General features: G+C 62.0%; 11 protein-coding genes. 6 read left to right on the top strand and 5 right to left on the bottom strand.

The window, feature by feature from the left end; all coding sequences use genetic code 11:
* Window positions 1–5: 5 nt before the first annotated feature.
* A complete protein-coding gene (locus ACFPN2_RS34015; protein ID WP_380605081.1) occupies window positions 6–1,037 on the bottom strand; it encodes a hypothetical protein in 1,032 nt (343 codons plus the stop codon).
* A gap of 4 nt (window positions 1,038–1,041) precedes the next feature.
* Window positions 1,042–2,376, bottom strand: a complete 1,335-nt coding sequence (locus ACFPN2_RS34010) for a hypothetical protein (RefSeq protein WP_380605079.1) — start codon at window positions 2,374–2,376, stop codon at window positions 1,042–1,044.
* A gap of 207 nt (window positions 2,377–2,583) precedes the next feature.
* On the opposite strand from ACFPN2_RS34010, the gene ACFPN2_RS34005 reads away from it, so the two are divergent.
* Entirely contained in the window at window positions 2,584–2,856 is a 273-nt protein-coding gene (locus ACFPN2_RS34005; RefSeq protein ID WP_380605077.1) for a hypothetical protein, read from the top strand.
* Entirely contained in the window at window positions 2,853–3,476 is a 624-nt protein-coding gene (locus ACFPN2_RS34000; protein WP_380605075.1) for a hypothetical protein, read from the top strand. Before ACFPN2_RS34005 ends, ACFPN2_RS34000 begins: the two co-directional genes overlap by 4 nt.
* 5 nt (window positions 3,477–3,481) lie before the next feature.
* Here ACFPN2_RS34000 and ACFPN2_RS33995 read toward each other — a convergent pair whose 3' ends face one another.
* Window positions 3,482–4,009, bottom strand: coding sequence for a helix-turn-helix transcriptional regulator (locus tag ACFPN2_RS33995; protein WP_380605074.1), 528 nt, complete (start codon window positions 4,007–4,009; stop codon window positions 3,482–3,484).
* Window positions 4,010–4,017: 8 nt separating this feature from the next.
* A complete protein-coding gene (locus ACFPN2_RS33990) occupies window positions 4,018–4,914 on the bottom strand; it encodes a S1C family serine protease (RefSeq protein WP_380605072.1) in 897 nt (298 codons plus the stop codon).
* Window positions 4,915–5,041: 127 nt separating this feature from the next.
* On the opposite strand from ACFPN2_RS33990, the gene ACFPN2_RS33985 reads away from it, so the two are divergent.
* Window positions 5,042–5,986, top strand: coding sequence for a S1C family serine protease (locus ACFPN2_RS33985; RefSeq protein WP_380605070.1), 945 nt, complete (start codon window positions 5,042–5,044; stop codon window positions 5,984–5,986).
* Here the strand turns inward: ACFPN2_RS33985 and pgm are convergent.
* The gene (gene pgm, locus ACFPN2_RS33980; RefSeq protein WP_380605068.1) at window positions 5,967–7,607 is read right to left on the bottom strand and encodes a phosphoglucomutase (alpha-D-glucose-1,6-bisphosphate-dependent); all 1,641 of its coding nucleotides are present in this window, start codon (window positions 7,605–7,607) and stop codon (window positions 5,967–5,969) included. The genes ACFPN2_RS33985 and pgm overlap by 20 nt on opposite strands.
* A 163-nt stretch (window positions 7,608–7,770) precedes the next feature.
* Between pgm and ACFPN2_RS33975 the strand changes: the two genes are divergently transcribed.
* The 3 genes from ACFPN2_RS33975 to ACFPN2_RS33965 all read left to right on the top strand — a co-directional run bounded on the left by ACFPN2_RS33975 (window position 7,771) and on the right by ACFPN2_RS33965 (window position 12,601).
* A complete protein-coding gene (locus ACFPN2_RS33975) occupies window positions 7,771–8,310 on the top strand; it encodes an RNA polymerase sigma-70 factor (protein WP_380605066.1) in 540 nt (179 codons plus the stop codon).
* Window positions 8,303–9,331: a FecR family protein gene (locus tag ACFPN2_RS33970; protein ID WP_380605064.1), complete on the top strand. Its 1,029-nt coding sequence runs from the start codon at window positions 8,303–8,305 to the stop codon at window positions 9,329–9,331. Before ACFPN2_RS33975 ends, ACFPN2_RS33970 begins: the two co-directional genes overlap by 8 nt.
* Window positions 9,332–9,418: 87 nt before the next feature.
* Window positions 9,419–12,601, top strand: a complete 3,183-nt coding sequence (locus ACFPN2_RS33965) for a TonB-dependent receptor (protein ID WP_380605062.1) — start codon at window positions 9,419–9,421, stop codon at window positions 12,599–12,601.
* The last annotated feature ends 15 nt before the right edge of the window (window positions 12,602–12,616 follow it).

Here is a 12,616-nt window from a genome sequence, read left to right as displayed (position 1 = left end):
GATAGCTAGGGCTCGCCGACCAGCTGCACGGCGTCGATCTCATTCCATCCCCAAACGCGGGCCGTTTCCAATGTGATGCGAGCGCCGGTCACCAGGAAGGATGTTTTCGGAAACTCTTTGATCAGCCAGCCGATCGTATTCTTCTCATACGGCGTGGTGTCCGTGCCGCTCCACATCTCGTGGAAGGCGCCGTCGGCGTCCCTCAGCTCGAGCTTGCTGATGACGCCAGGCGCAGCGCTCTGACGGATGCGCAAGCCGCTTGCGTACACCGGTTTGCCGAATTTCACTTCCAACCATTCGGGCACTTTGGAATCGCCGGACTTGGTGGTCCACGCCGCTGGATCGTCGGAGTAGCGCGAAACGTTGGGTGCGCCGGTGGCCTGCCACGCGGAGTAGCCGGCCTTCTCGCCGGTTGTTTGCGCGTACGTCGAGCTCGCCACGGCGCTCGATGCCCATTGGCCTAGCGGATCCGCGAGGATTTTCTTTTCATCGACGGGCGCGGGTGGCGGTGTCGACGGCTTGCTGTCTTGAGCGACGGGTGTGGACGGTGCGGCGGGCACCGCGTTGCTCGATGAAGCGGTCGCGTCCGGCGGTGCCGGTTCCGACGCCGATCCTGCCGTCTCCGTCGAACCTGACGATGCTCCCTGGCGAACTTCTCTGTTGTGGCGTGCGACCTGCTCGGCGAGCGTGGCCTGAGCGTCGGTCGCTCTCAGGCTGGACGTCTGCATCGTCCGAAACGTCACTTCGCCCTGCGTGTTAGCGAGCGTGATGCTGTCTGTGGGTGTGGCCGCAGGAACATCGATCGTATCTTCGTCGTCCGATGCGAGCGGCTCGTTTGCATCCGGATCGACGATTTCCTCGGTGAGGTGGATTTCCTTGGTGGCAACGGCTGCCTCGTCAAACGATTGTTCCGACGATGGCCTCGCGGCGGTAGGGCGTTCACCGTTGTGCTCGGCCGGTGTCACTTCGCCCTTGCCACACGCAGTCAGGACGGCAAGCGAGATGCACGCGAGTGCGTAGATGCGAGCGCTGGTCATGGCATCACTCCGCAGGCTGGCGATGCAGTTGCAGCGCCCAGTAGTGCTGGCCCTTGCCGGTGCCGTCGGTTTCGATCCGGACGACGTCGACATCGTTCGGATGCTTCGGGTCGATCGTGACCTTCATCGATACGCTGACGCCCGGCATGGTCTGCACGCGCCCCTGCGTCGTGTCGCTCTTCCGGTCCGTCCGTTCCCCGCAAGTGCCTTCGGGCTTGGTCCAGTCGTGCCGGGTGTGCGTGCCTTCAGGCATCTGGGGCACGTCATATTCGATGGTCAGGGTGCCGGACGTTTCGTCGATTCGCAGCTCGCCATCAGCTGTGCCGCTGATGTTGGCCTCCGAGCGCATCTCGTTGCCGGCGTCGAACTTCCAGTTCGTCTTTTTATACCAGCCGCATTCGCCCGGCATCTCCCACAGAATCTTGTTGAACCACGCTTCCTGGCGCGAGGCGCGATAGGGGAGTTTGATATTGCCGCCGCCGGATGGCGCGTCGATGCTCGCCCGGGCGCGGACGGTTCTGCGCTCGCCCCTTTGTGACTCGCCCGTGGCGTCGAGATACACGTTGTTCGAACCCTTCTCCAGGATTTCCGAATTGAACGTGTGGTAGACGTAGGCGTACTTGAGCGTGCCACGCCAGCGCCCGTCACGCGGCGGATGTTTCTCGCACTGACGCTTCAATCGATCACGCTCGGCGTACAGAATGTCCAGACCCGCCTCGTACGCCTCCCGATCGTTCTTCACGAAAAACCGCGCATTCTCCCAGTTGGACTTCGGCGTGCTGGGGCTCTGACAGGTGTGCTGATGATGTCGCTCGTGCGCCAATGTGAATCTCACGAGTGCTGCGCATTCGCGGCTCGGGTATTCCCGTTCGGTAATGCGCTCCCATGCTTGTTCGAGCTGCGGCGGATTGCGGTGCTCCTCGCGGGATCGCTGCGTCTCCCGGATGATCGCGTTGCCCTTCTCATCGTAAAGATACTTGACGAGCGGGCAGTGCTCGTCCGGATCCAGCAATGTCCCATACGCCGCGCCGGCGCCGGACCCTGTGCCCTGGGGCACTTCCGTGGGCACGCCATAGAACGTTAGGTGAAACAACGTAAGCGCCCGTTGCCGCACGTCCTCGGGCGTGTTCAACGAGGTCGGCATGTACTCCTCCCACTGCTGGAACAGCTTGCGAAGGAATTCCTGCTGAGCGATGTGCTCTTCGACCTGCTCGAGATTATCGCAGTCACAGGGCCGGCGCGCCGCCAGGGCTGCGGGGCTCGACAGCCACAGGGCACCGAGGGTCAGTGCATAAGTTGTAATTCTGAACGCGGAGGTTTGCCCAAAGGTCGTACGCATAGCGCTGCCAGGTGCCGATCCAAGCGGCGCATTCTCCGAATTTTCCCCGCGCGCTGCCTCGCTCAAAAGGGCAGCGCGCGGAACGCTTGCGGGAACCGACGAGTCCATCTAGTTTCGCGGCTGATAACAAGGAAAGGAGTCTGGCATGCTATGGATGCGCTCGCCGACGCAGGTCAAGGTGCTGCGGCAGTTCAGTGCGGATGACCCATGGGACGGTACGTTGGGGCGCCGTTTCAGCGGCGGTTTCGCGTGTGGCTCGGTCCGGTGGTTGGAATCCTGATACTGTTGCTCGCGGTTGCCATCGTGATCTTCGAGCCTTGGATTCGTACGCGAGGCCTGACGGGCGAAGTTCTGATGAACGGAGGCACCGCGGCGGCGGTGTTCGGTGGCGTTCCATGGGCTCTAATCTGGCTGCTCGAACGGCGGCGCAGTCAGCAAATACAACGGGTGCTAGAGATGCAAACGAGCGTGGATGCATGAGTGAAGTTCGCTGGCTCGGCAAGGACGATCCGAGGAATCCGTTCACCGTCGACGGTTACGACTGTCTGGCATTCGTCCGTGCGATGCGGGCGACGACCAACGATAAGGACGTCGCGGATAAGTTCGTCGCGCTCAGGAAGAGCGTGGGCGCAAATCACGTGGGGCAAATGCCGGAGGGCGCGACGGCGATCGAGCATCGGCTCGTGTATCCCGGCGGCGGAACCGCGGATGGCGTGCTCTTCAAGGCGCAGCGCATGGAGCAGAAGTGGGATATTTATTTGTATGGCAGCAGGCTGTACTTCTGCCGAAGCTGGACCGATGCGCTGGTGTTCTGCGCGGATTTTTCGACCACCGCGAATACACTCGCGATAGAAACGATCTGGGCGCCCGTCGAAGCGATTGACGGCGGGCCCGGGCTGGCGGTTCGTCAGGTGGACTACCTGATCAAGAACCATCTTCTCCGGCGCGCCGTGCCGCACCCCTTGCCCGAAGGGCTGGAGAAAGACCCCGGCACGATCGGGCTCTATTCATTCAGTCAATATGGAAGCCTGTGTTGCTTCGGTACATACGCCGACACGCTCCGCGGCGATCTGCACAAGCCCAGGCCAAGCTCGGGCTGATCAGTTCACAGCTCGACGGTCTCTTTCCTCCGCCGTTCCATCGCCTTTGCGACGGCCTCCGCCCGCGTGCGTGCTCCGAGCTTGCGTAACAGCGATTCGATATGAAATTTGACGGTGTGGAGCGAGATCTCGAGTTCGCGCGCGATGGCTTTATTGCTGAGCCCCGCGCCGATCGCTTCGATCACATCGAGCTCGCGTGGCGTAAGGATGCTTTGAACTGCCGAATCCGCGAGTTCTTCGAAGCCGCGGCGTGCAACTGAACGGGCGAGTCGAATCGACAAGCCGGCCGCCAGGGCACGGAGCGCCGCATCGACCTGGCTCGACGAAGCATCCCAAGGCAGACGATTGCCGCTCGAAGCACTCTCGTCGCTGAATACGAGAGCCGGTCGCGACATCGACGCTTGTTTCTTATCGCAAACGATCACATCCGACTCAGCCATCGCCACGACGCGATGACCTGCGTCTTCGACGAGCTGAGTCAGCGCCGCGCGTCGCGCATCGTCCGTAGCCAGCACGCCGACGAGAAGCGGCATCGCCGGGATTACGGACGAGTGCCGATCTGCGCGTCCAGTTTTAGGATATGTCCGCCGCGTATGAGTCTGACCTCCACCGATTGGCCGATGTTCTCTTCGCTCAGCCGCGCCGCGAGCGGGCGCATGCCGCGTAAGGCGATGCCATCGACCGTCAACAGAATATCGCCGACCGTCACGCCAGCCGTTGCGGCAGGCCCTTGCTCCGCGAGCGACATGACCATCATCGCGATCCGCTGGCCTGCCTGCTCGACGAGCGCATCGGGTACGGCGATCGGCTGTAGCGCAACGCCCAGCCAGCCGCGGGCGACGCGTCCATTCGCGATCAATTGGGGCACGACGCGATCTAGCGTCGCGGTGGGGATCGCGAGCACTTCGCCGGGGCGGCCGAGCGTCGACATGCCGATCAAGGCACCCATTGCATCGACCACCGGTCCTCCTTCTTCGGTGCGATGAAGGCGAATATCAAGGGTGATCCGTTGATCGATGCGACCGCCGGCCCGGCTGAACCAGCCATCGCCGACGCTACGTACGCCGCCGATGCGCACCGCCGGCGTACCGTCGACGTTCGCCGCCAGCGCCAGCGCCAGGCCGCCGAGGGTCGGCAGGGCCGGGCTATACGGGCTCACGTCGATGCGCTCGCTCGGTCGCAGGACGAGAACGTTCGTACCCGCGTCGCGACCGACGATCTGAGCGCGGTATGAATGCCCGTTCGTGGCCACGATCTCATATTCGTCGCGCTCGCCGATGGTCTGCTCAGACGCGACGATCGCATCCGGATGCCAAACGAATCCGGTGACGTGTCGATGCGCGGCGTTCCGAATCGCGACGATGCGAGTCTTCGCTGCCGCGACGATGGCTTCGATGGCCTGTGAATGCAGCTGCAGAGGGTTCGATTCGAGGTTCATGGGCGGCTCCGCGACAGTAGGGTGCAAGCCTGCGCGCGTGCGTCCGGTCGCGCCCATCGGTCGGATGACCGGGGAGCCGGTCATTCGGCTAGGTGCTCGCATCCCTGAGTCGCGCGAATATCGGCAAATGATTCCCGCACCTCGCCTCGAGCCAGAAGCGCTCGATCCATACTCCGAGCTCGTGGCACAAGCGTTCGATAGCGTGAGCCCGGCAGTCGCGAGCATCACGGCTCGCGCGTCGAATGGCCGCCCGCTCGGGGTCGGCTCCGGCGTGCTCTACACGCCAGACGGATATTTGCTGACGAACAGTCACGTGGCCGGCAGTGCGAGCGAGCTCACCGCCACGCTGACTGACGGTCGCGAAGTGAGCGCCACGCTCGTAGGCGACGACCCCGCAACCGACATCGCCGTGCTACGCCTGACGGGCAGCGGTTTCGCGTATGCGACGCTCGGCACGTCGTCGACCTTGCGCGTTGGGCAACTCGTGGTCGCGATCGGCAATCCGCTTGGCTATCAGGCAACAGTGACCGCGGGCATCGTGAGCGCGCTCGGCCGCAGCTTACGAACCCAGTCGGGTCGACTCGTTGAAAGCGTGATTCAAACCGATGCGCCGCTGAATCCAGGAAACTCCGGCGGTCCGCTGGTCGACGGCGCATGCCGGGTCGTCGGGATCAACACCGCCATTGCCGGTGGAGCGCAGGGAATCTGTTTCGCGATTGGCATCGACATCGCAGCGAACGTCGCGGCGACGCTGATGCGCGAAGGTCGCGTACGCCGCAGTCGTCTTGGCGTCGCCGGCCAGACAATTACGCTCGATCGACGCATTCAACGGACGCTGCAACGGCAAATGCAGACGGCCATTCTCGTGCTCGAGATTCAGTCAGACGGACCCGCCGCGCGTTCGAAGCTCGAGAAGGGCGATGTGTTGCTCGACTTCGACGGTGCGCCGATTGCGGGTCTCGATCATTTGCATCGGTTATTGACCGCAGAGCTTGCGACGCGCGAGGTCCGGACGCGCGTGCTCCGACGCGGAAAATTGCTCGACGTCACGATCAGGCCGATGCTGGGTTGAGGGATTCGGTGACGATCTGCTGGGCTTCGGCCACCAACATTTCCAGATGCCGCGTATCGCGGAAGCTCTCTGCATAAATCTTGTAAAGGTTCTCGGTGCCGGAGGGGCGCGCTGCGAACCAGCCCGTATCTGTTACGACCTTGAGTCCACCGATCGACGCGTTGTTGCCCGGCGCGTGAGTCAGCTTCCCAGTGATTGGCTCACCTGCAAGCGTGGAGGCGCGCACCGCCTCGGCAGACAGATTCGCGAGGCGTGCCTTTTGTTCTGGCGTCGCCGGCGCGTCGATGCGTGTGTAGAAGGGAGTACCGAACTGGGCGGTGAGCTCGCGATAGTGTTCGCCCGGATCTTTGCCAGTGCGCGCCGTGATTTCAGCCGCGAGCAGGGCGAGAATGAGCCCGTCCTTGTCGGTGCTCCAAGCCGTTCCATCCAGGCGCAGAAAACTGGCGCCCGCGCTTTCTTCGCCGCCGAAGCAAACGGAGCCATCGAGCAGCCCCGGCGCGAACCATTTGAATCCCACCGGCGATTCGAACAGCCGCCGTCCGCAGGTGGCCACCACGCGGTCGATCAGACTGCTCGACACGAGGGTCTTGCCGACTGCCGCGCGCGTGCTCCAGTTCGGGCGATGTGACAACAGATAGCGAATTGCGACCGCGAGATAGTGGTTGGGATTCAGCAAACCGGCCGACGGCGTGACGATGCCGTGGCGATCGGCATCGGTGTCGTTGGCGAATGCGACGTCGAAGCGATCCTTCAAGCCGAGCAGGCTCGCCATCGCGTAGGGGCTCGAGCAATCCATGCGGATCTTGCCGTCGTGATCCACCGTCATGAACGCGAACGTGGGATCGACTCGCGGGTTGACCACGTCGATGTTTATTCCGTAAACGCGATTGATCGGCTCCCAATAATTCACGGCGGCGCCGCCGAGCGGATCCACCCCGAGTTTCAGTCGAGCGTCGCGGATCGTGTCCATATCGATGACATGCCGAAGGTCTTCCACATACGCTGCGGCGAAGTCTTGCTCGCGAATGCCGGTCGCCGCAGGCGATACGCGATTGACCCCTCGATTGCCTTCACGCAGGAGCGTGTTGGCTCGTGCTTGAATCCAGCCGGTCACGTCGGAGTCGGCCGGTCCGCCATGCGGCGGGTTGTATTTGAAGCCGCCATCCGCGGGCGGGTTGTGCGAAGGCGTGATCACAACGCCGTCCGCCAAGCGCTCCGTCCGGCCACGGTTGTGCACGAGAATGGCCCGCGATATCGCGGGTGTCGGAGTGAAGCCATTGTCGCTCTGGATGACGGTCTCGACGCCGTTGGCGGCAAACACTTCCAAGGCGGTGCGCTGCGCCGGGGCGGACACCGCATGTGTGTCTCGGCCGACGAACAACGGCCCGCTGATCCCCTGAGTGCGCCGGTAGTCGCAGATGGCTTGAGCGATCGCAAGAATGTGCGCTTCGTTGAACGAGCCAGTCAGCGGTGAGCCGCGATGGCCGCTGGTCCCGAAACTGACCAGCTGAGTCGGATCGGTCGGATCGGGCTGGCGTGCGTAGTATTCACGCTCGAGCTGCGCGGGATCGATCAGCAATTCCTTGGGGGCCGGCTTGCCGGCCAACGGAGACAGGGCCATGAGACCACCTCGCTAGGGCGTGATGGTCAATACTGTACCTCCGGAAGTTGTTCCGTGCGCACGTTCGACACCCGAGCTGCTGAAATCCCCCATGTGAGTTGGCATAGTTGCCGTGGTGCCCACGGAAGGGGTAGGGTGGCTCAGACGGATCGCACCTACGGCAATGACGCCAACCTCAGACTCTCCCACCGAGACTTTCAGCAAGCTCTTCGCCGAGAGTCGACAGGCGCTGCTTCGATACATCCGGCGCTTCGTGCGCTCCAGCGAGACGGCCAAAGAAATCGTCCAGGAAGCGTTTCTTCGGACCTATCGCGAACGCGACTCCATCGTTACGCCCCGAGCCTTTCTCTTTTCCACGGCGCGCAATCTGGCCGCCAACGAGATTCGCCATCGACGGACGGTGGAGCGCGATGCACTGTCGAGCGCCGATGAGCTGTCGGGCGAGGTTGAACAGGAGTCGCTGGAGTCGGGGCTGCTGCGAGATGAGCGCAACCGGCTCATCCAACAGGCCATCGATCGGCTGCCTCCGCAATGTCGCGCGGCATTCACGCTGCGCGTATTTCATGAGTGCTCGTACCGGGAGGTTGCGGACCGTCTCGGCATCTCGGTGAAGACCGTCGAGAAACATATCTCGCGCGGCATACGCGAAACCAATCGCTATCTGCAGCTCCACTATGGAGCGACGAGACGGCACTATGGGTGAGCTTTATCGGCTGCCGAATCCGAAAGACACCGAGCGCGAGGCGAGCGACTGGATTGCCCGCATGAACGCTGACGACGTGACCCCCGACGATCGCGCGCGTTTCGAGGCGTGGCTGCGTGCTCATCCGTGCAATGTGAAGGCTTATGCCGACCTGAAGGCGACCTGGAATGAGCTGGTCAAAACCGGCCCGCTCGTTCGGGCGGTGTACTTCGGTCAAGCGATGAATGCCGCCACGACTCGACAGGCACAGTCATCGCGCTGGCTGGCCGGCGTATTGGCGGCGACCGTTGCAGCGGTCGTTCTCAGCACGGTCTGGAGCTTTTACAAACAACAAGCGGACACCCGCTTTCAAACGGCGGTGGGTGAGCAGGTGGCGGTGACGTTGCCCGATGGCTCCTCGTTCAATCTCAATACCAACAGTCGGGTCGATGTCGACTATAGCCCGGGAAGCCGGGTGATCTATCTGGAACGCGGCGAGGCTTATTTCAACGTGGCTCACGATGCGGGTCGGCCGTTCTGGGTGCACGCCGGCGATCGCTGGGTGCGTGCGGTCGGTACGGCCTTCAATGTTTACTTGCGACCGGCCGGAGTGCAGGTCACGGTCAGCGAGGGCACGGTCAAGGTGGTGGATGCGGGCGGCGGCAAGTTGCCCCCCTCGGACGCTTCATATGCTAAATCGGCAGCAGCGGTGACCGCAGGTGAGCAAGCTGACGCACGAGGCAGCGCCGATGTGATCCGCGCTTTGAATACAGCGGAGCTCAACCGTTCGCTGGCCTGGCGACAAAAGAGCTTGTATTTCCACGATGAGCCGCTTGGCAACGTCGTCAATGAGCTGATGCGATACACGCCGCTCACAATCGAAGTGGTGGACGATTCGCTGCGTGAGTTGCCCGTGGGCGGGACTTTTCAGACCAGTCCCGAAGGGGCGGAAGCATTGCTGAAAATGCTGGAGGATGGATTCGGCGCTCGGATCCGGCGGCCCGGCGCGGATCATGTTTACATCGAAGCGGTGACTGAATAGAAATCGAGTAGGGGGATCGGGCGGCTCGCGGGTCGTTTTAACTGCAGAGAGTGAGAATCATAAGACGCGAGCATCCAAGGAGGGGGCATGAGAGCGACCAATCGGTTGGTCAGATTGGCGATTCTGCAGGCGTTGGCCTGCACGTCGGGGCTGCTGCTGGCGGCGCCGGGCAGCGCGAATGCCGATCCAGCACAATTTGACATCGGCCCCCAGCCTCTGCCGGATGCGCTGAAGAATTTCGCCGCTCAGGCGAAGATGCAATTGCTCTATCGCTACGATGTGGTCCGAAGCGCGACTGCCAACCCGGTGTCCGGGCAGCTCGAAAAGCGCGCGGCGCTGGAGCAGATGTTACGAGGGACAGGCCTGGTCGCGATCTACAGCGGAGAAGATACCGCGACCATTCGTCCAGTCGCCATCGAGAAAAAGCGTGCGGACGCTACGAGCAGCGACACGCCCGCTTCGCCTTCCACCTCGTCTACGGTGCCCGGCGGGCATTCAGGTTTCATCCGGCTGGCTCAGGCGCAAACCCCGCCAGCTCGTGAGCCGCAGGAGTCATCGACGCCCGGCGAAACCATTCAGGAAGTGGTCGTGACCGGTCTGCGCCAATCGCTCGAAACGTCCATGTCGATCAAGCGCGACTCGTTGGGAATTGTCGATGCTATTTCACCCGAAGATATCGGCAAGCTGCCAGACACCAATCTCGCAGAGTCGTTGCAACGAATTACGGGCGTGTCGATCGATCGCTCCGGCGGTGAAGGTGCGTTTGTCACGGTTCGCGGCTTTGGACCTGAATTCAATACCGTGTTGCTCAACGGGCGACAGATTGCGACACCCACGGACCCGTCGCAGGCGAGCGGGCGAGCCTTTTCGTTCGATACGCTCGCGTCGGAGCTCATTGCTGGCGTCGAGGTGTTCAAGTCTTCGGTGGCCCATCTTCAGTCCGGTGGCGTGGGCTCGGCCATCAACGTCAGGACGGCGCGGCCCTTCGACTATCGCGGATTCAAACTCTCTGCGTCGGCGGATGTGAATTACGAGGACAATTCCGAGGACACCTCGCCGGATGCGGCATTTCTGATCAGCGACCGTTTCTTCGATGGGCGCCTGGGGATTCTGGCGTCGGGCAGCTATCAGCGCCGCAAGGATCGGCTGAATCAGGCGCAGACCGACGGTTGGATCGTCAATGGCGGTACGCCGGCTGCGCAGATCAATGGCGGCGCGGGGGTGCAGGCGACCGCGTCAAATCCGCAAGCCAATCTGTTCGTCCCGCAAAACTTCGACACCAAAGTGACGTTCGAAGATCGCAAGCGCGTGGGCGGCACCTTGGTCCTGCAATACAAGCCCAATGACGATCTGACGATTACGGCGGACACGCTCTATTCGCGCTTTACCAATACGACGGACGCGCGATCGTTCGGCCATTGGTTCACGCCGTCCAACCTGACCAACGTCGTCACCGACGCCAATGGCACCGCGATCGACCTGACCCAAGGTGTCGGCATGGCTTCGGACTTCCACGACAAGGCGTTCGACAAGAAGACTCGTCTGACCGCGACCGGTCTCAATGCCGAATGGAAGATCTCGGATCGCATGACGCTCAATCTGGACGGCAGCTTCTCGCGAGCCAAGGAAGATCCGAATGGCGGGGCGGAAAGCGAGCTGGCATTGCTCGGATACACCGGACAAACGATTCGATATCAATCGGACGGGTCGGTCCTGCCGTTTACCACCGGCTTCGTGAGACCGAGCAGTGGTGCCAACGCCGGTGTAGCCGGTGGCACGGAGCCGATGTTCCAGCACGTGATGCTTTATCGCGGCTATGGCGTCGATGACGAAGTGACTCAGTTGCGCGCCGATCTCGCGGTGGAGGGTGACGATGCGAACGAGGGACTGACCAGCTTGCGTCTGGGCGGTTTGTTTTCTCGCGACAAGAAGGATACTGCGCTCTATTCGAATGACGGCGGCACGGGATGCACGACGTGCGGTTATAACAATCCCTCTCCGGCAAGTGTCCCCATCGGCGTATTCAACGCGGGTGGCGGCTTCTTGTCCGGTATCAGCGGTGCGGATCGCCTCACCACTCAGTGGCTCACTTTCGACGGACAGTCTTTGTTTGACGCGATCACCCGGGAGCAACAGGCCCTCACGCCCGGTTTTACATTCGCGCCGCCCAAAGTGAACGATTCTTTGGTGGAGGAGAAAGTCTACGGTGGCTATCTGCAAGCGGTGTTTGCAGGCAGCCTGGGCGGTCGATCCTTCAGCAGCGTGGTGGGCGTGCGTGTCGAGAATACGCAAGCGGATATCAGCGGTCTTGCGACCAACTTCGTCGCGCTGACGAGGCTTGCCAACGACGCCACTCAATACGGCGTTGCCACCGCCGGCACGGCCACCGTGACCCAATCGAATCACTACACCGATATCCTGCCCAACCTGTCGTTCAAGTGGGCGCTGACGGATGAAATCACCGCGCGCTTCGCCACGAGCCAGACGATGACGCGCCCGACGCTAGAGCAGCTTTCACCGGTCACGACGCTGGTGACCTTGCGGCCGGGCAATTTCGCGGCGGCCAGTGGCACGCCGGATCTGGAGCCGTTTCGATCCAACAACCTGGATCTTTCGTTCGAATATTATTACGGCCGCGCCAATTTCATTTCGGTGGGTGTGTACTACAAGGACGTGAGCAATTTCATCGTGCTGAACCAGACGACCGGCGTGGTGAACAATGCTTCCGGGACACCTTTGCTCGATCCAGCGACCGGACAGCCGGCGCAGTTCACCATCACCGCGCCAACGAACGGAGAGAATGCGCAGGTGTACGGATTGGAAGCGGGGATTCAGCAGTCGTTCGGCGACAGCGGCTTTGGCGTCCAGCTGAATGGCACGCTCGCCCATAGCGACAAGGACCTGGATCCGCAGGATCTGACCAACAAATTCGCGCTGACCGGGCTGTCCAACTCGGCCAATGGCGTGTTGTTTTACGATAACCGGAGCAATTTCGAAGCGCGTATGGCGCTCAACTGGCGTGAAAACTTCCTGCAATATCTCTCGCCACCGCCGTTGAACGGCGCCGGCCAGGCGGTCACGCAGGTTCGCGGTCGCTATCAGCTGGATGCCAGTGCGACTTATCACATCAACGAAACCCTCGGGGTGTTCGTGGAAGGCGTCAATCTGACCAATCGGCCGGTCCTGAAGTACGCTTATTACGAGGATCAGTTTCTGTATGCGGAGGACAGCGGCCGCCGCTACAAGATCGGCGTTCGGGCCCAATTCTGATCGCATAAGATGGGG

The sequence above is a fragment of the Steroidobacter flavus genome, from assembly GCF_042651805.1.
Classification (GTDB): Bacteria; Pseudomonadota; Gammaproteobacteria; order Steroidobacterales; family Steroidobacteraceae; genus Steroidobacter; species Steroidobacter flavus.
The sequence above is the reverse complement of the archived record's forward strand: the minus strand, read 5'-3'. Positions and strand labels throughout refer to the sequence as shown.